This is a genomic window from Methanobrevibacter sp. UBA188 (assembly GCF_905234905.1).
Lineage (GTDB): Archaea > Methanobacteriota > Methanobacteria > Methanobacteriales > Methanobacteriaceae > Methanocatella.
Window position 1 is genome coordinate 1 of sequence record NZ_CAJOJM010000028.1, and the last position, 20,474, is coordinate 20,474.

Below are 20,474 nucleotides of genomic sequence, written 5' to 3' on the forward strand. Positions count from 1 at the left end.
GAACACGAATAATTCGTATAAAACTTATAAAAAAGTTCCGATACTTACTCTTTTTCAGCGCTGAAACTCTGATGAAAAATTTGTTTTGTAGTTATTGATAACCCTTTTGAAACAAATGAAGATATTAAAATTAAATCATCAAATACTCAACATAATTCATTGTTTAATATGAATATTGCTCCCACTTCGTAAAATTGTTCTAACTTCGTAAAATTGCTTTTATTTCAAACAAAAACTATATTTAATCCTAAATTAATATAATAATAATTAATTATTCATTAATATAATTAAATAAAAGTAATGGAGGAATTTAATGACTAATAAAAGATTTTTCATAGAGTGCAATGGCATAATCGACAATTGGAAAAGTACAAATAAAGGTAATTGTGAAGATAGGCTCTCTTGGAGTGAACTCTGCGATACTCTCAATCAGTTGGATAAATTGGCAGATGAGAACCTTGATGAGTACAAACTCATTGTTGAATTAGAAAGCGAGGTTCAAAATTTGAAACTGAAACTTGTTGGTCTTGGTGCATTTGTAGTGAAAATGAAAAAAGACTTGGAGGATATGGGAGTGATAATCGATGCCTGATTTTTTATATGGTCTGTTTTTAGGTTCAAGTTTTGTACTGAATCTTGTTCTTGCAATATATTGTATCCTACTTATCAAAGCATATAATAAGATGAGTGACATTAATTGATTGTTTATTTAATTTATGAATTGTATAATGGTGTTGAACCAAGATTAAGAACTGGATATGTTAATAAGAGAACTGCTTACAAGAAAGTAGAAGAATAGAATAATAGAGAGAAGGAAAAGTGCATAGTTATTATATTAAAGAATTTGAGGTGATTGAATGACTGAAAAACAATTTACAGTAGAAGACATTGAAGACATGATTTATCAATTAGGAGTATTAATAACAGATGCCTCACAAGGGCTCCTCATTACCACTTTGAAAAAAAATTTTTTTGAAGAATATAAAAAATTTGACACAATTACTGCATGGGAGTGTTTTGTTGATGAAGTGAACCGTATAGAATCCGTTGTAGAATTACATGACTTTCTTGCAGAATGTAATAAGGAAGATTGGAAATTATTATTAGAAAGATTTGAAGGATGATTTTGAATGTCTAAAAATATTTAATTAATTATTTAATTAGTCATGTTCCATTAAATAATTTTCATTTAATCTAATTATTCTATTGAATATATTCGATTTAATAGAACTTGTCCAATTTAATAAAACAATCATATTTGTTCTATAAAATAATATTTGTTCGATTTAATGGAATATGTCCAATAACAAAAAACATATTAATTAGATAAAATAAAATAATAATAAAATAAGAGGGAAGTTTAACATGAAAATAATGCCCATTTCAATGCCAAAAGATATTGACAAATACTTTTTTAATAGGATAAAAGATATTAACATGATTAACACACAATTATCCACAGTAAAATTTGATATACCCCCACAACTCTTAATAACTGGATATCGTGGAGTCGGTAAAACATTTTTGCTTAGAAAAGTACTAAATGATCAAAGCGATGATATTTTAACCTCATTCATTGACCTATCAGAAATTATGGGAAGACAAAAAGGAAATCTAACTGAAGAAAAAGTTTTAAAAGCACTCCTAAATGCAATTGATGAAACAATTTCACAAAATAAAAAATCCTACAAAAAATGGATAGGAAAAATTACATCAACTATTAAAAAGTTAGAGCTGAAAAATTATGACTTTTCAGACAATGTAAATGTATTTGATATTCCAATTCCAGTAATTTCAGATAATTATGATAAATTGTCAAAATTCGTAATGGAATTGCCTCAAAAGATTGTTGACTCCTCAAATGATATAACTGGATTCATAATTGTAATTGACGAATTCCAATTGCTTAAAAATGTTGAAGACCCTGAGGCATTCTTTTGGTTAATGAGAAGTTTCACACAAAAACAATTCAATGTTGGATATGTTTTCACAGGTTCAGTTTCAAAAACCGCAGATATAATAAACATGATAAATGGTCAGGAAGGGGCATTCGGTGGAAGACTGATACAAATAAACATAGAACCATTTACCTTTGATGAAACAAAAAGATATATTGATGAAAAATCAAATAATTTAAAATTCTCAAATGAAGGATTTGAGAGATTTTATAATTGTACACGAGGAATACCATTATATATCAATAGCTTATCATCAATTTTACCAAATAATACAGTTTGTGATGAAGATATTATAAAAGAAACACTTCTATTAAATATAGACCAGGTAGCTATAATGTGGATTTATATCTGGGGAAGATTATCCCAAGGGGAAAAAGACTTTATCATTTATCTATTGGAACATGATGGGGCGACAAGGGCAACTTTAGATAAGCAATTAGGATATTCCAAATCAAGTGTTACTAGATTCATAGATTCCCTATCAAATCAAGGGATAATTGAATTTTCACAGAATAAAAAATTTGTTTTGGCCGATAAAATGCTCCAATTTTGGTTGAAAATCAAATTTGAAACCGCTGGGTGTTATCCACTATGATTAATTTAATTGAAAACACGGAAAACAATTAAATTATTTTAAAAAAAATACGAATAATTCGTATAAAACAAAATTATATATAATAACAAATTAGATAATAATATCAATTCATAGATAACACTATCCATGAATAAAAAACTTTAATAAAAGGTTGAAATTATGAAAGCAAATGCACAAAAAATAGCTGATGGAGTATACTGGATTGGTGTACTCGATTGGGACTTAAGAACCTACCACGGTTACACCTTAGACGGAACCACCTACAATGCATACATTGTATTCGGTGAAGATGAAGTAGCAATCATTGATAATGCTTATCCTGGAAAAACAAAAGAAATGATGGCACGTATCGATGATGCTTTTGCTCAAGAAGGAAGAGAAGTCAAAGTTGACTACATAATTCAAAACCACGTGGAAAAAGACCACTCCGGAGTATTAGTGGACTTACACAAAAGATTCCCTGAAGCACCTATTTACTGTACCAAAATTGCAGTAAATGGATTGTTAAAACACTACCCTGCACTTGAAGGCGCTGAATTCATCACTGTAGGAACCGGTGACTCCTTAGATGTTGGTGGAAGAACCTTAGCATTCCTCGATGCATTCCTCTTACACTGGCCGGACAGCATGTTCACCTTGCTTGCAGATGAAACCGGAATCCTATTCCCTAACGACGCATTCGGACAACACTTATGTTTCACCCAAAGATTCTCTGATGAAATCCCAGAATACGTCTTAATGGATGCAGCTCAAAAATTCTATGCAAACTTAATTACACCACTTTCCAAATTAGTACTTAAAAAATTAAACGAAGTAGTGGAATTAGGCTTACTCGACTCAATCAAAATGATTGCACCATCTCACGGTCAAATCTGGACTGATCCAATGCAAATTATCGGAGCTTACCAAAACTGGGCTACCGGTGTATGTGAAGATAAAATCACAATCATCTACGATACCATGCACTACTCAACCCAACAAATGGCTCATGAAATTGCAGAAGGTGCAATGTCTGAAGGTTACGATGTAGAAATCTTCTTCTTACACGAAGATGAAAGATCCGAAATTGTCAAAAGTATCCTAACCAGTAAAGGAATTGCTGTCGGTGACCCTACAATCAACGATGTTCCATACCCAAGTATCGGAGACATCATGTACTACCTCAAAGGATTACTCTTTAACAGAACCGGAATTGTAAGAAAAGCAGTTACCTTCGGTTCAATGGGTGGAAAAGGTGGAACACCTGCAATGCTTGCTGAAGAATTAAACAACTACGGATTCGATGTAATTGACAGTCAAGAAATTACTTTCGTTCCAACTGCTGAAGAAGACGCTGCAAGCTATGACTTGGGTGTTGCATTAGCTAAAGCATGTAAAGAGTTATAAATTCGTAAATTATATAAAATGTAAAAAATAATATACATAACGGAGATTGATATTTATGGTAAAATACGAACATGAAATTGGAATTACTAAAGGAACACCTGTAGAAAAATTTGTAGCAGGAAACTTTGAAGGAGAAACCAACGAAGTGGGTATTTACTTAGCTATGTCCAGACAAGCTTCCAGAGAAGGCTATGGGGAATTAGCTGAAGTATTCAAAAGATTAGCATGGGAAGAAGCTGAACACGCTGCAAGATTCTGTGAAATGAACGGAATCATCAAACCTACCCTCAAAGAAAACATCGAATGGATGATGGGTGGAGAAAAAATGGCTAACGCAGAAAAAAGAGAAGCTTCCGAAAAAGCTGAAGAAGCTGGAATCGAAACTGCTGCTGATTTCTTCCGTGAAAGTTCCAAAGACGAAGGTCGTCACTACAAAATCTTAGAAGGAATCTTAGAAAGATACTTCTAAGTGAAAGAATTTAATTATTCTTTCCTTATTTCTTTTTTTATAAAATACTGTTTTTTCAAAAGATTTATAAATAATAAAAAGATAATTATAATTAATTTTATTGAACAACCTTGTTTAATAGAATTTGGTAATGAATCTATAGCAAGGAAAAACAGGCGGCGAGAATAAAATTCTCTAAAACCTTACTAATCATTGATTCATTACCTTATTACTCGTTTTTTAGCATGTAGTATAACAGATATACTAAAAAAATAATTATTAATGTAAAACTAAAAATAAGAGATATTTTTGAGAGAAATTTTTATAAAAATCCAGCAACAATACTGAATACAATAATCATTGCCATAACAAGAGATAATGCATTGACAAGCGGTTTACACTTATCTTCAGGTAATTTATAGCTTAACAATATCTCAAGCATGTGTCCGCCATCCAAAGGCTTGAGCGGAAGCAGATTAAATAGACCAATTCCCAAGTTCAACATGAAAATCCATTGGAATAATTCAAGAAGCTCAAATAAGACCCATGGTATCGGACCTAAACTATCATTTATTAGCTTGAAATGCTTAGTTGCCTGAATTCCGAAAAATCCTCTGGATTCGTTATTTGGATTCTTATCCAAAGTCAGCGAATAGCTTCCCTGATCCGTTTGAACCGTTACATTATCACCCGGATTGTATCCGGTTATAATCTCCCCATAAGATGATGAATCATTAATCTGATGGTTATCAATAGCTTTTAATACCATTCCTTCCTTTAAAATACCATCTGAAGGAGAATCTGAAACTATTCTGTCAATGGCTATTCCATCCTCTTCAAAAAAGCTTGGAATGCCTGCAGATATTAAAGAAACAAGCACAATTGCAATCAATGCTAAAGTTATATTTGCTATGGAACCTGCAGCATAAACCCTTAATCTTGAAATTCTTTTAGCCTTTTTAAGTTCATCCTCATCAGGCTCAACGAATGCACCAGGAAGTATTGCAAACAACAATAAACCGATTGATTTGATCGGAATTTTTTCTCCGACAGCTTGGATACCGTGTGAAAACTCATGAACAATAAGAACAGTTGCAAGAGCTATCAAACCGTAAATGAACGGAATATAAATTGATGAACCGGGCATTTCAACTCCTGGAATGACTATGGAAACGGCAGGTGTTTCAAAAACCGAAGGCAGTGATGAAACTAATGTCCATGTTATAAATATCATGGCTCCAAATGCCACAACAATACCAACATTCATGTACCATCGCCAGAATGTTGGTGAAAAATTAGAAATTCTAGATATCAGCCCGCGAAGTCTTTGGGTTTTCCACATCAAAACTGGAAAGTTTATCTCAACTCCATGATTTGACAATTGTTTATGGAATATTCCGGCCAATATCCAGATGACAGCAAAGGCTATCAAATAATAATAAATCCCATTCATTAAAATACACCTTGAACTACCAAAGTAGTGAATCAAATAAGACTACATCAACTATATCATCCTTTTGATATCCTTCATCATTTTCGTCTATAATGATATAGCTGTTCGCCTCAACCATTGAACGAATTATACCAGAACCTCTGTTCAGCACATGTTTTGCATATTCATTATCACTGAATGCACGTATAAAATCTGTTCTACCTAATTGAGACGGTATTTTAAGTTGTGATACTCTATTGACAATGTTAAAGTTAAATTCACGTCCTTGCATTTCAAACAAGTATTTTCTTGCAAAAATATCAAATTGAGACATGGCTGCAACAGGCTGTCCTGAAAATGTGAACACGATTTTATCGTTTACGATTCCGGCACCTGCAGGCTTGCCTGGCCTCATAGCTACACCGTGAAAGAGAATTTCTCCAATCTCATCAATTACATCCAAAACAACATCACCCTTACTGATGGCTGTTCCACCAGTAGTCATGATAACATCATAATCCCTTGATGCATCAAGAATGGCTTGCTTTACCTCGCTGTAAGTATCTCCGGCATGTGCGATATCACAAAGAGCACCTGAATCTTCAACCATTGCCTTAATTGTAAATTGATTGGAATTGATAATTTTTGCCTTATCAATTTCATCCTTAGTAGGTTCAACAAGTTCATTGCCTGTTATAATTAACTTGACTTTAGGTTTTTTAAACACTTTAACCCTATCATAACCTGCAGAGGCTATCAGGCCCAATTCCTGGTATCTGATAAATGTATTTTTATCCAAAACCTTTTGACCCTTTTTAATGTCTTCAGATTTGGGAGATACGTTTTCACCTGGAGTCACCTGAGAATAGATTGTTAAATCGTCCCCGTCTTCGGTGGTGTACTCTTTCATTAAAACGGCATCAGCCCCATTTGGAATTGGAGCTCCGGTTGCTATTACAATAGCTTCGCCATTTTTAACTGTTTTATCTGAAAAATCACCAGCACCGATTGCATCAATAATTTTAAATTCTTTTGGTGCTGATTGTGAAGCTCCAAATGTATCTTCACCAATTAATGCAAATCCATCCATTGCTGATTTATCAAAAGGAGGTGAATCGTGAAATGCCATTATATCTTCAGCCAAAACCCTTTTGTGAGCATCATAAATAGAAATCTCTTCTGTGGCTGTGAATTTCTGATTATCGTTTAATAGCTTTGAAGCATTTTTCACGGAATCCAATTTTGACAAGAACATGTTTAAAACTCCCCCAAGTATTTATGCCATGTATTTTTCAATAACGCCATGATATGCATCATTTAAATCTTCAAAACTGAATTCGTGGCCGTTAATGTTTAATGAAGTTCCTTTTACCTCACCGATGACTTGTGCGTCAACATCCATTTTTTCCAAAATATCATCCAAGGCATCAGGACTGACAGTCAATAGGTATCTTGCATGACTTTCTGAGTATAACAATTGGATTTTATCAAGTTCATCATCAACCAGCTCAACTTCACATCCAAGGCCTGATTTGATAACCATTTCAGACAATGCCACAGCAAGTCCTCCGGCAGATACGTCGTGAACGGCAGTGATATTCTTATCCTCATCCTCATCAATAAGTTTTAAGACACATTGACCGTTGGCAACTTCCTCATCGATTCTGATTCTTGGAGCGGTTCCAACTTCAAGATTATGGATACACCTGTGATATTCTGAACCAGTCAATTCATCATAGGTTTTTCCGATTAAAATGATTTTGTCTCCTTCATTTTTAAAGTCCATGGTTCTTATGTTTTTGATGTTTTCTACACCGATTACACCAACAGCAGGAGTTGGATTGATTTTAATTCCTTCAGTTTCATTGTAAAAACTTACATTACCACTGATTACCGGTGCATTGAAGTTTTCAGCCACAAGACTCATTCCTTCAATAGCTGTTTTAAATTGCCATAGGATTTCAGGAGTTTCAGGATTTCCAAAGTTAAGACAATCCACTACGGCATAAGGGGTTGCACCCATTGAAATTACATTTCTTATTGCTTCTGCAACACATCCGCCAGCTCCATCGAATGGAGAAAGTTTGGTATGGATTGTATTGGAATCTGTTGTAAGTGCAATAGCTGTTTCATCATCTATTCTTAATACTGCCGCATCATCGCCAGGTTTTACTACTGTCCTGACTTGAACTTCGTGGTCATATTGTTTGTAAACCCATTCTTTTGAAGCGATATTCGGACTGGACAATAATTTTGGCAAGGATTCATAAATTCCAGGTTCTTTTAAGTCAGGTTTTTGAGTATCTTCTGGAATTTCTGCTATAGGCCTGTCGATTGAAGGTGGATCAGCAAGCAAAATTGTTGGAAGGTTAGCAATTTCTTCACCTTCATCTGAAATAATCATGTTATTTCCTTCAATAACCTCACCAATCACTGCTGATACGATTTCATGTTTATCACAAATTTCTTGAGCGAGTTTAACATCATCTGGATTGATGACAAATACCATCCTCTCCTGGGACTCGGAAAGCATGATTTCATATGGGGTCATTCCGGTTTCCCTTAAAGGAATTGCACGTAAATCCACCAATGCTCCGTTTTCAGATGCATCTACAAGTTCTGAAATACAGCAGGTAAGACCTCCACCACCTAAATCCTTAACTCCACTAACTTTAATTTTTTCCATTATTTCAAGTGAAGCTTCCAATACTCTTTTTTTGGTAAATGGATCTGCAACCTGTACTGCAGGCCTGTCTTCAGTTTCTGAGTCAGAAGTCAATTCTTCGGATGCGAATGTTACACCATGAATTCCGTCACGACCTGTGGTTCCTCCCATCAAAAGGAATACATCGCCATGGTTTGGTGCCTGTGCACGGACAATATTTTCCTTTTCAACAAGTCCCACACACATTACGTTAACCAATGGATTTGTTCTGAATGATTCATCGAATTCAATTTCACCGGCTACAGTCGGAACACCTACACGGTTTCCGTAATCGGAAATACCCTTTACAACATGTTCAAACAGGTATCTTGATTTTTCATCCTCTTCAAGAGGACCGAATCTAAGTGAATCCAAAAGTGCAATAGGCATTGCGCCCATTGAGATAATGTCTCTTAAAATTCCACCAATACCGGTACCTGCACCACCATATGGCTCAATAGCTGATGGGTGGTTGTGAGATTCCATTCCTACAGCCAATGCATATTTATCAGTTACAGATACTAGTCCTGCATCGTCTCCAGGACCTAAAATAATATTTTCCCCTTCAGTTGGAAATGCTCTTAGGAAAGGTCTGCTGCTTTTGTAGGAACAATGTTCTGAAAACATTACATCAAGCATTCCTTCTTCCAATTCATTCATTTTCCTTCCGAGAATTCCTTCAATGTATTCAATTTCTGAATCAGCTAAAGTCATGATAACACCCTAATTTTTAATTGAAATAATAACTTTTTCTCCTTCAATATCCCATTCTTTTGTAAAATCATCAGAATCAGTACTGCATTGCTCAGTATCAGAAATAATTAAACTTTTAGCTCTGATTTCGTGAGAAATAAATTCGGATTGCGGTACTATTAAATCTTTAAATTCTTCAGATGTTTCAACAGTGACATTAATGTTTGCTTCAACATCAAGGTCCAATTCCTTCCTCATGTCCTGAACCCTTCTTATAAGTTCACGAGCCATTGCTTCCTGTTTGATTTCTGGAGTGATATTTGTGTTTACAAATACATTTCCACCATCAAATTCAGATGAAACGAAATCATCCGGAAGTTCTGAATCGAATAAAACTTCTTCAGAAGACAATTCAATTCCTTCAATAGTAACGCTGCCGTTTGCATCCAAATCTGCTTTGATTTGATTACCGTCAGCTGTCTTTAAACCTTTAACTACTTTTCCCATGTCTCCTTTAAGTTTAGGACCTAAAATCTTAAGGTTTGGTTTTGCATTAAATGATAACTTTTCAAACTCGCTGGCGCATAAAACGTCTTTTGTATTGGATTGATCTTTAATAATGTCTTTTAACTCTTCAATAGCATTCAAAACATTTTCATCTTGAGATACGACAGTAATGTCGGATACAGGCCATCTGAGTTTATATTGTGCCATGTCACGTGCTTTGATGGATGCTTCGATTACTTCACGCACAACATCCATTTTAGCTTCAAGCTCCACATCTATTGCATCGTCATCATATTCCCAGTCAAGCATGTGAATGCTTTCGGGAGCTTCAGGATTTACTCCTTTTACAAGATTTTCATAGATTTCTTCACACACATGCGGTGCTATTGGACATAATACCTCAATTAATTTAACAAGGGCTGTGTATAAACTGTAATATGCACCTAACTTATCAGGATCGTCACTTTCAACCCATGTTCTTCCACGAATAAGCCTTACATACCAGCGGCTTAAATCTTCAAGTATGAAATTATTGATTTTTCTTGTTGCCTTATGGAAGAATAAGTCATCAAGGTCCTGAGCAACTTCTTTTACAAGAGTGTTTGCCTTTGAGATAATCCATTTATCTTCTGATCTTAAAATCATGTTGTCTTCAGTTAATCCAATCGGATTGAAGTTATCCAGTGACATGTAAGTTGTTGAAAATACATAAACGTTCCATAAGATGTTGAACATCTTGTTGATGTTTAGGATTTCTTCCCATACGAATTTTAAGTCATCCCATGGTTTTGAAGCCCATAATAAGTAGAATCTTAAAACATCCGCACCATATTTTTCTATTACTTCTTCGGGAGATACGACATTTCCTAATGACTTGGACATTTTGTTTCCATTTTCATCCAATACGAATCCGTGCATCAATACTTTTTGGTATGGACTTTTACCCATTGAAATTACTCCAGTTCCCAGTTGTGAGTAGAACCATCCTCTTGTTTGGTCATGACCTTCTGTAATGAAGTCATATGGGAACCAGTCTTCGAATTTATCTTTTTCTTCAGGATAGTATAGGGATGCCCATCCCGCTACACCGGAGTCGATCCAAACGTCCAGCACATCAGGGATTCTTTTGATAGCTTTTCCACAGCCGTCACATTTTACTTCAACTTCATCAACATATGGCCTGTGGATAAGATCGGCATCACTTACATTGATTTCATTTAATGATTCTGATTTTAACTCATCAAGAGAACCGATTACTTTCAGTTCTCCACAATCAGGACATTCCCATATAGGAATTGGAATACCCCAGTATCTTTGTCTTGAAATTGTCCAGTCACGGGCGTTATCTACCCAATCATGGAATCTGCCTTCTCCAGCCCATTTAGGTACCCATTCAACTTCTGCAATTTCATCCAACATTTTCTGTTTTATTTCTGTTACTTTCAAGAACCATTGTTTGGTAGCACGATAAATGATTGGGGTTTTACATCTCCAGCATACCCCGTATCTGTGTTCAATAGTTTCGACACGATACATTAAGTTTTTATCCTGTAAATCTTCAATAATTTGTTGGTTTTCTTCTTTTGTGAATTTGCTTGCATATTTTCCGGCATCATCTGTGAAGCATCCGTCTTCACCAACAGGGCAGAAAATTGGAAGTCCATTGGCTTGACCTACTTCAAAATCGTCTGGACCGTGTCCTGGTGCTGTGTGAACCAAACCGGTACCTTCACCAAGTTCTACATGGTCTCCAGGGAGGATTGTATGTACTTTTTCTATTTGTGAGTCAAATTCCATTTGTTTTGGGATTTCATCAGCCAAAATATAATCATAAGCCATGCCAATCAGGTCTTGGCCTTTGACTGTTTTGATGATTTCATACATCACTTCTTTTTCTTCAATGATTTGGTCTTCCTCATCCTCATTTTCAGCAGGTATTTTGGTTCTGTGGATTTTAATGCGTTTTCCTAAAACATCTTCCATCAGATTTTCAGCTAAAATGTAGGTTTCGCCATCTTTTGAAACATAAACATAATCAAATTCAGGATTTGCACAGATTGCAAGGTTTGCAGGAAGTGTCCATGGAGTAGTTGTCCAAACTAAAAAATAAGTGTCCTTTTCACCGGTTACAGGGAATTTAATATAGATTGACGGGTCAACTTTTTCCTCATATTCAATCTCTGCTGCAGCAAGTGCAGTTCCACAGTGAGGACACCAGCTGATAACCCTTTGATCGTTTACAAGCAAATTCTGTTCGTTTGCTCTTTTAAGTGTCCACCATGAAGATTCCATATATTTAGGGTCAAGTGTCATGTATGGGTCGTCCCAATCCATCCAAACACCCAACTGGTCGAATTGCTGTTCCATTGCCACCTTGTTTTCAAGAGCAAATTCCCTACATTTGTCGACAAATTTATCGATGCCTATTTCTTCAATTTCCTGCTTTGATTGAATATCCATCAGGTGCTCTACCTTATTTTCAATTGGAAGACCGTGCATATCCCATCCAGCCTGACGCCTTAAGCTAAATCCATTCATAGATTTGTATCTGAGGTATGAATCCTTAATAACCTTGTTCCAGGCTGTACCTAAGTGTATTTTACCGCTACAATATGGAGGTCCATCCAAAAATGAATATCTAGGACCTTTTTCTCTAAGTTCATTGACTTTTTTGAAAGTTTCTTCCTGTTTCCAGAATTTTTGAACTTTCTTTTCTATTTTATCGTGATCGTATGATTTATCTGCCTCTTTTATTGGCATTTTAACTCCTCAAAAGTAATAGTTTATAATATGTATCTTTTTGTTTTAGATAATAAATAAAGGTTATTGTAATTATTGAATATTTTAAAAATCTATAAGATTTAAAAATAAATTAAAGGCTAAATCATGAAGTTGAACTGAAGTTTTGTGAAAATCAAGCAATATTATGTTAAAAAAAATAAAGTTGATATAAAATAATAACCTAACTAATAACATGGGATTTTATAGAAAATACAATACGATTATTAGAACTATTGATAATTTCATTAAATTATACAAGGTTTCTAAAAAAAGCAAATCTAAGAAAAAAGATGATAAAAAATGAGAATTATTTATTTGATTGATTTCAACTGTCCGTATTCCTATATTGGACTTGAAAGAATTAAGAAAGCTTGCAAAAGTCTCGATTTGGATGTCGAATGGGAAATGAAACCTTTCGAACTTGAGCCTGAAGCGGGAAAAAGGCCTACAATAAGCATTACAGAAAGATATGCAGAAAAATATAATCTGTCTGATGAGGAAGCATCAGAGAGAATTTCAGAAATTGAAAAGATTGGACTTGATGACGGATTGAAAATCAATTTCAAAGATATTAAGCTTACAAGCTCAAAGGATGCTCTCAGATTAACAAAATTTGTGCAAATCAACCATCCTGAAATAACTTTAGACATTGTAGATAAAATATTTTACTCCAATTTGGTTGAAAACGAAAATATTGCCGATATAAACATTTTAGCAGATATTGCCGTTTCATGCGGATTGGATGAAAGCGAAGCCCGAAAAATACTTGAAAATAATTACTACAACATAGAAGTTTTCCTTGATATGGATGAGGCCATTTCAAATGGAATTACATCAACACCATGCTTTATTTTAAATAAAAAGGAAGAAAAACTAATTATTCCCGGAGCATTTTCAGCCGAAGAGTTTGAAATTGCCCTTAAAGATTTTGCTGAGGGCAATATTAAATCCAAAACCTATGGATTTGGAACATTGTAAAAAAATCACGTGAAAATTTAAAAAAAGAACTAATTATTTAGATAATGTTTGATTAACAAAATCCAAACTGACATCAGCAATCCTTGCAATATCTTCAATTCCATATCCTTCCTTATCTAAATTAATAACAAATCTTCTTTTTGATTCATCAACTTTCCTTTGAGCATAATCCTCAACTATCTTCATATTACCACCAACCAAATTTGAAATAGTCATATTCAGAGATTCGTCCACAACAAACTTATCACACAACATCAACACAACCCCCTTAACAAACTGAGCAATGTCCTTATCCAAATCAGGAACATTAGTTATAGCAACAGCAGAATTCAAAATACTATACTCAATACCATTACCACATTCCATAAAACAAATCAAGCTTATTAAGAGCAATTCCTTTTCACTTAACTGTTGATTGTTTGATATTTTAGTATTAATCATATTTAAAAATTCATCACCGTCATAACTTTTCAGCGAATGGATGTAAATCGAAAAACTTGAATCCGGATTGATTTTATAACATTTTGTCTTTTCAGCCTCAACAGTGCTTAAGACATGCACTTCAATGTCCTTTTGGGACTTGTTTTTCAAATGGTCAAATAATGCAGTGTACAGTCTGAATCTCTTTTTGTCTGAAGTGTCCACATATGTGCTTTGAAATTCAAGTATGATTATTCTGTCTTCAAGTTCGAATACCATGTCTGGCTTGTACATCTTCGGATCTATGATGCCATATTCAGTCTGATGGACTTCAACAATTTTTCCTTCAATATTAATAATATCCATAAGTTCCTGTCCATATACTTGGCCCTGACTTTTGAATATAACATCCTCATGAAATTCCATGAAAATACCTACCCCATTAAAATTTAATTTTTAGAATTTATTATTAATTTAAAAAGATATAAATCTTTTGTTATAGAATTAAAGCAATATTATTAATTCAAATAAAGAAAATAATAACAAATCAATATTTACATGAAAAATCAATTTATTTGTACGGTTTTTTTACAAGACGAAAGCAAAAATTATCCTAAGCCATTAAATCTTTAAATACTTAAAAAGAAAAAAATTAACCCATGATTTTAAATAAAACAACCAATGAATTAATTAATATCAAAATAACATATGCAAATAAATTTTTCAAGCGATTTAAAGGATTGATGGGGAAAAAAGATATTGACTTTGCAATATTGTTCTTAAACTTTAAAGACTCTTCAATACACACCCATTTCATGAGATTTGAAATTGACGTATATTTTTTAGACAAAAATAAAGTGGTATTTGAAAAAACAAGTCTAAAACCTTGGAAATATTATAAACCTGAAAAACAAGCAAGATATATTTTAGAAACAAAAAAAGATTTGTTAAAAATAAGAATAGGAGATGAACTAGATTTTATCTAATATTTCATCTGGAGTTTCAAATATCTTAATATTGTCAATGCTTTCCAATTTGCGGGTATTTTCAATGTCAATGTCCCTCATATATATTGTAATAATTTTTCCTTCTGAAATAGCATCATAAGGACATGAGTTTCTGCACAATCCACAGCCAATACATTTTGTAAGGTCAATTTCTGAATGAGGGATAATGGCCCCCTGTTCACATGAAAGAGCAGCTACACAATCATCACAATCCTGACATTTAGACAGTTCAATTTTAGAAGGAAGAACTGTATCAATTGGTCCTGGATGGATGTCTACAGGTACCATATACACTGGAACGGCACCCTTTCCGGATTGTGCAACGGCATTTGTAACCAATGTGTCAGCTATTCCATAGACAATCTTTGAAACTGTATTTGCTGTAGCCGGTGAAACTATTGTTAGGTCATATTTGCCTAAAGATAGGCGGCCTGTAATTGGATATGAAAATTTTTGGTTTGAATCAGTAGCTAATTCACGATATTTGCCGCCTGTTAAACGTTCAACACGTTCATAAAGTCCATACATCTTAAGAACTTCTTCTGCAGCGCCTGACAAAAATATTGTGACTTCATGTTCACCGGCCAGTTTTTCGGCCAACTGAACGGATTCACGAAGTAAATGACCAGCTCCAGTAAATGCAAATGCGATTCTCATTTTAATCTAATCTGTGATATTGATAAGCTTCTCTGTCTGAAAATGCATAATCGAGTTTTGTGTATTGGTTCATGAATTCAGCTACTTCATCAGCAATGTCTTCCTTATCTACAGCCACACGTTTAATGAATTCAGCAACTTCATCCATTTCTTTTTCTTTTAAACCTCTTCTGGTAATTTCCTGAGTACCTATTCTAATACCTGACGGATTGTCGGAGTTGTCCCTGTCATCTCCAGGAAGGAGGTTTTTGTTTAAGATTACGTTATTGTCTGCCAATTCTTTTGCAATGTCGGAAGCTGATCTGATATCAGATAAGTTTACTGCAATTTGGTGGGATTGTGTGAATCCTAAGTCTTCACATAATACGTTGAATCCTCTTTCATACATTGCCTGACCTAATGCCTGTGCATTTTTAATGATTTGTTTTGCGTAAGCTTCACCGAATTCCAACATTTCTGCGGTTGCAATACCTAAACCAAGCAAGTGGTGTAAATGGTGGTTACTTACAACACCAGGGAATACTGCCTTATCAATGATTTCCTCATTTTCTTTGTGTGAGAGAATGATTCCTCCTTGAGGGCCAGGGAATGTCTTGTGAGTACTTCCCATCATCAAGTCTGCCCCTTCTTTTAAAGGTTGCTGGAATTGTCCTCCTGCAATAAGACCTAAAACGTGAGCTCCGTCATACATTATAGTAGCTCCAACTTCATCAGCAGCTTCACGAGCTTCCTTAATAGGATGAGGGAATAAGAATAAGCTTCCACCGAATAAAACGATTTTTGGTTTTTCTTCCAATATCTTTTTGTTCATTGCATCGATGTCTATATTCATGATATTGTGATCTAAAGGATGGAAAACAGTTTTTAGACCATGAATACCTGCAGCACTTACATCAGCGTGAGAAATGTGTCCTCCTGATGGAACTTCCAAAGCCATTACTTTATCTCCAGGTTTTGAAAATCCAAAGAAAGCTGCAAGATTTGCTGTTACTCCTGAAACTGGTTGAACATTTGCATAATCACAGTCATAGACTTCACAAGAAAGTTTTTTGGTTTTATCTTCAATCAAATCAATGTATTGACATCCTTCGTAAAATCTTTCAAATGCTTGTCCTTCAGCATATCTGTGAGCAAAATCAGTTGCAACAGCCTCAGTTACTTCTAAACTTGTTACATTTTCAGAAGCAATCATATTAATACTGTTTCTCATGTATTCAGTATGTTCTTTTGCAATTTTTTCAAAGTTTAAAATTTCGTCATGATAATTAGCCATTTACTACACCTAATATCCAATTAAATATTTATGATTTAATTTTTGTTTATCTTCTAATATAAGAGTTATGAAAATCAGCTATATTTCAAACTTATTTTTAATACCGAAATAACATACACTATCATGACAAATGCAATGATTAAAAATAGGAATCCACCAATAAATATGGACATTACGCCAAAGCCATCTACCATAAATCCGCCTATTGCTATACCAATAGCTATTCCACCATTTAAAACACTTAAAAATATTCCGTTTGCAAGTTCGGGACTTTTAGGCAGTAGTGATGTTTCAATATACTGGATAAGATTATATCCCATTCCGTCAAGAATTCCAAAAATCAATATTAATGCCAAAACTGCTATCAAATAATTTGAAAAGAAATACAATAATGCAAATACCAAGGCACATACAATTTGAAAAACGATTAAGGTGGCCTTATCCCTAATGACAATTAGTTTTCCTCCAAGCCAGGTTCCAAAAATTGAAAATATTCCATATGCTAACAGAACCATGCTTAATTTGTATGTGTAAATTTGACTAACAGTCTGCAGGAAATATGGAATGTAGTTGTAAACCATGCTTGCACCAATCGGCATCATAACTATTCCTATTGTAGATAAGATGAATTCCCTGGATTTCAAACTTGAAAAAGGTACTTCATAGCTTTTCGATTTGCCGGGGATTTTTGGAAAGAATATTAAAATCAAAATCAATGTCAAAAAGTTTATTGCAAAAATCCAAGTCATTGCAGCCTTATATCCCAATATCGTACCGAAACCTGTTGTTATTGGAAGACCTATGATGCTTCCAACAGAAATTCCAAGTAAAATCTTAGTTATATAGTCTTGTTTTTGATCAATTGGGGCAATTTCTTCACAAACTGTCAAGGCCAGTGAAATGAAAGCGGGATATACTACAGCAGAAAGAATTCTGAATATTGAAGCTATTAAAACATTGTCTGTAAAAATAATGATAAAATTGGATATTGCAAAGACGCCTAATATAAAGGCAAATGTTTTCTTTCTTTCATACTTTGAAAATAAGATGGGTATGAACAACCCACTTAGTGCAATCGTGAATGTAAATGAACTGACATATAAACCGGAAATAGAAATCGATGTATGGAAATACTCTGAAATTTGTGAAATAATTCCTATGATGCTTAGAGGAGTATTTATACCAAAGGTAGACAGCATCAAGATATACAAAAGCAGTTTCGGATTATATTTCATATTTTCAATTCCTGTAATAACAATAGTTATGTAAAAAATAGCATATAACCTTTAAGAAAAATCATGGAAATTAAAAATATGAGCCATAATTGCAATGCCTTCAGCCACAGTTTTCATAATTTCATTAAGTTATTTCTATTAACATGAATGATTTGAAAAATTGAAGCTGAAATAAAAATAGAATGTATATAAAAATAATAGAAAGTACAATTATCTGATGAAAATTGTACTTTTAGCCGAAATTAAATATTTATTATTTGCAGGACTTATTGCAACTCTATATTTTCCATTCAATAATTTCTTTGTGTTCAATTTTGCAATGCCTTTGGAATCCGTTTTAATAATGAAATATTTATTAAATTTAGCTGCAGCGAGTTTAACTTTAATTTTTATTCCCCTAACGACCTTTTTAGTTGATTTATCTTTAACCTTTACCTTAAAGTATTGGGTCTTATTGAATTTGTTGGTCACTTTAGGAGCACTAACTATAGTGGCTTTTTTAATTAACTTATCTATATTTCCAAACTTCTGAGTTCCAATATGAATAAACCTAGGACTGTATGGAAGTCTATTTTTGCTGAAAAACTTGTTTTTGAAATAAACATTATCTTTTAAATGAGCAGATGACCTTCCAACTAGTTTTCCGTTGTCATTTGCAGAGTAAGCCTTGACCATAGAAGTGGTTTTGTAATTTTTATTTGTTTTAGCTTTCCAGTGAAATACTGTTATATCTCGCCTGTTTTCACCATATCTATCAGTAGCCCCTACCTTAATTGCTGCCTTAACAGGATTAGTACTGTATTTTGTATAAGTGCTGTGACGATAATATGACCTGAAATTAGGAGAGCAAGAGAATTCTCCAGGCTTTAATTTTCCAGTAATATAGCCGGATTGCCAAACAACTGCATATTTTCCGTTAGGTGCTTTTATTGAAAAGTGGCCAAATCCTATACTTCGCTTATAACTTAATATCTTTTTCAGATATTTACCTTGGATTTTATTTGATTTAACCATTTTTTCTGCCATATTCATTATAGATTTTATAACAGGCACATCATCAAGTCCGCCATTACCTACAACCCAACCAGTGGAACTTACAATTAAATGAACAAAATAACTACCTGATGTTTTATAATGTTTTATTGCAGCTTTACCTGCCCATTTAAAAGTACCAACCTTAATATCGGCAGCTCCTAAGTTGTCTCTTCTAAAACCACCTACACATTCAGAATCACTCACCTGCAAGAAAAATGAACAGCAGTCTTCTCCCTTTGGAGGCTTTACATTCACTGTGACCTTTTTGTTGGAGTTTTTATAAGAAACATATTCCTTATTTTTTGAATCATCTATTTTAGCAGAAATTTTATATTTACCCACTGTAAGATTTTTACTTAATTTTGCATATCCTTTTTTATCAGTTGTTGCCCAATAATAGGAATATTTCTTTGTTCTTGGATTATAGACTTTAAACTTAACTTTAATGCCGCCAACTGCATTTTTTGTAATCTCATTGTATATTTTTACTTTAAAAAATAGACCAGATGCAAAATAAGTATTGTAATTACTCATTTTAATGTTCAATGGAGCTTTTTTGATTATTATTTTTGAAGTTGCAGCTGTTGAATTATAATCGCTATCACCTTCGAAAGTAAGTTTCACCTCGTAGGTATTTGGTTTAAGATTTAAGGATAAAATTAATTTTCCGTTTTTATCTGTTGTTCTTTTGTAAATTTTATCATTGATCTGTATTTTTATTGTTTTGTTTTGAATAGACTGATTATTTGAATCTTTCAAATAACTAACAAGAGTCATTTTTTCTTTATAGTACGAGACAGTATTTTTTACATCAATATGTGTTGTTTTTTGATTGTCAATAATGCTTTCATTGACCTGTGAAAAATCCTTTTCAATATTTTCTTCCATTAAGACAGTCTCATCGAAATCTGTGCCTTGAATATTGTCAGTCATATTTTCAGATGCGCTGACAACACCCAAACATAATGAAAGTAAAAACAACATCAAAATTATTAATAAACTTCTTTTAAACATGTTTTCCCCAATTAATTGATTTATTATATATTATGTATTTACAACTATATTAGTTTTTACAGCATTTAAGAAATAGTTTAAATCAATCAACAAAAGATTCCAAAATGATTGTCAAAAATGATAAATTTTAAAAAATAATGTCTTATTAAAAAATCGGATGAAAAAACACCAAAAAAAGCCTATAAAATTTTACAAACTCAAAAAAAATAAAAAAAAGAAATAGAGAATGAATCTCTAAATCTATTTACCTATGTCTTCAAGAGCAGCACTGATTTGTGCCATAATTTGCTCGGTTTTGAAGTGTTGTTGGTTCATAGCACCAGATGGACATGCACCTACACAAGTTCCACA

16 protein-coding genes are annotated in these 20,474 nt (G+C 33.5%); 7 read left to right on the top strand and 9 right to left on the bottom strand.

Going from position 1 to position 20,474, the window contains the following annotated elements; genetic code table 11:
* Positions 1-313: 313 nt before the first annotated feature.
* From QZ143_RS06630 to QZ143_RS06650, 5 genes are all read left to right on the top strand, one after another.
* The gene (locus QZ143_RS06630) at positions 314-592 is read left to right on the top strand and encodes a hypothetical protein (protein ID WP_292882473.1); all 279 of its coding nucleotides are present in this window, start codon (positions 314-316) and stop codon (positions 590-592) included.
* A 265-nt stretch (positions 593-857) separates the two neighbouring features.
* Positions 858-1,124 (top strand): hypothetical protein, encoded by a 267-nt coding sequence (locus QZ143_RS06635; protein WP_292882476.1) that lies wholly within the window; start codon positions 858-860, stop codon positions 1,122-1,124.
* Positions 1,125-1,365: 241 nt separating this feature from the next.
* The gene (locus tag QZ143_RS06640) at positions 1,366-2,553 is read left to right on the top strand and encodes an ATP-binding protein (RefSeq protein ID WP_292882479.1); all 1,188 of its coding nucleotides are present in this window, start codon (positions 1,366-1,368) and stop codon (positions 2,551-2,553) included.
* A 159-nt stretch (positions 2,554-2,712) separates the two neighbouring features.
* Positions 2,713-3,939 carry an FprA family A-type flavoprotein gene (locus tag QZ143_RS06645; protein WP_292607736.1) on the top strand — a complete coding sequence of 409 codons (1,227 nt, stop codon included), beginning with the start codon at positions 2,713-2,715 and terminating at the stop codon, positions 3,937-3,939.
* A 55-nt stretch (positions 3,940-3,994) separates the two neighbouring features.
* The gene (locus tag QZ143_RS06650; protein WP_292607738.1) at positions 3,995-4,408 is read left to right on the top strand and encodes a ferritin family protein; all 414 of its coding nucleotides are present in this window, start codon (positions 3,995-3,997) and stop codon (positions 4,406-4,408) included.
* A gap of 301 nt (positions 4,409-4,709) precedes the next feature.
* Here the strand turns inward: QZ143_RS06650 and QZ143_RS06655 are convergent, their stop codons facing one another.
* Genes QZ143_RS06655 through ileS form a run of 4 tightly spaced genes read right to left on the bottom strand, consistent with a single transcriptional unit; the run spans position 4,710 to position 12,483 of the window.
* Positions 4,710-5,840, bottom strand: a complete 1,131-nt coding sequence (locus QZ143_RS06655) for a site-2 protease family protein (protein ID WP_292882482.1) — start codon at positions 5,838-5,840, stop codon at positions 4,710-4,712.
* 16 nt (positions 5,841-5,856) lie between these two features.
* Complete coding sequence (glp, locus tag QZ143_RS06660) at positions 5,857-7,074, bottom strand: gephyrin-like molybdotransferase Glp (RefSeq protein WP_292882485.1); 1,218 nt, start codon at positions 7,072-7,074, stop codon at positions 5,857-5,859.
* 21 nt (positions 7,075-7,095) lie between these two features.
* On the bottom strand, positions 7,096-9,237 hold the full coding sequence (purL, locus tag QZ143_RS06665) for a phosphoribosylformylglycinamidine synthase subunit PurL (RefSeq protein WP_292607746.1): 2,142 nt from the start codon (positions 9,235-9,237) through the stop codon (positions 7,096-7,098).
* A 9-nt stretch (positions 9,238-9,246) separates the two neighbouring features.
* The gene (gene ileS, locus QZ143_RS06670) at positions 9,247-12,483 is read right to left on the bottom strand and encodes an isoleucine--tRNA ligase (RefSeq protein ID WP_292882488.1); all 3,237 of its coding nucleotides are present in this window, start codon (positions 12,481-12,483) and stop codon (positions 9,247-9,249) included.
* A 321-nt stretch (positions 12,484-12,804) separates the two neighbouring features.
* Here ileS and QZ143_RS06675 point away from each other — a divergent pair, with 321 nt between their 5' ends.
* On the top strand, positions 12,805-13,482 hold the full coding sequence (locus QZ143_RS06675; RefSeq protein WP_292882491.1) for a DsbA family protein: 678 nt from the start codon (positions 12,805-12,807) through the stop codon (positions 13,480-13,482).
* 33 nt (positions 13,483-13,515) lie between these two features.
* On the opposite strand, the gene QZ143_RS06680 is transcribed toward QZ143_RS06675, so the two are convergent.
* A complete protein-coding gene (locus tag QZ143_RS06680) occupies positions 13,516-14,328 on the bottom strand; it encodes a hypothetical protein (protein WP_292882495.1) in 813 nt (270 codons plus the stop codon).
* Positions 14,329-14,561: 233 nt separating this feature from the next.
* Between QZ143_RS06680 and QZ143_RS06685 the strand changes: the two genes are divergently transcribed.
* A complete protein-coding gene (locus QZ143_RS06685) occupies positions 14,562-14,888 on the top strand; it encodes a DUF192 domain-containing protein (RefSeq protein WP_292607757.1) in 327 nt (108 codons plus the stop codon).
* Here QZ143_RS06685 and QZ143_RS06690 read toward each other — a convergent pair.
* The 4 genes from QZ143_RS06690 to QZ143_RS06705 form a co-directional block, all read right to left on the bottom strand.
* Complete coding sequence (locus QZ143_RS06690; protein WP_292607759.1) at positions 14,874-15,566, bottom strand: dihydromethanopterin reductase (acceptor); 693 nt, start codon at positions 15,564-15,566, stop codon at positions 14,874-14,876. The genes QZ143_RS06685 and QZ143_RS06690 overlap by 15 nt on opposite strands.
* A 1-nt stretch (position 15,567) precedes the next feature.
* Entirely contained in the window at positions 15,568-16,839 is a 1,272-nt protein-coding gene (gene glyA, locus QZ143_RS06695; RefSeq protein ID WP_292607762.1) for a serine hydroxymethyltransferase, read from the bottom strand.
* A gap of 74 nt (positions 16,840-16,913) precedes the next feature.
* A complete protein-coding gene (locus tag QZ143_RS06700) occupies positions 16,914-18,074 on the bottom strand; it encodes an MFS transporter (protein WP_342765208.1) in 1,161 nt (386 codons plus the stop codon).
* A gap of 210 nt (positions 18,075-18,284) precedes the next feature.
* Complete coding sequence (locus QZ143_RS06705) at positions 18,285-20,123, bottom strand: hypothetical protein (protein WP_292882498.1); 1,839 nt, start codon at positions 20,121-20,123, stop codon at positions 18,285-18,287.
* Between the last annotated feature and the right edge of the window lie 351 nt (positions 20,124-20,474).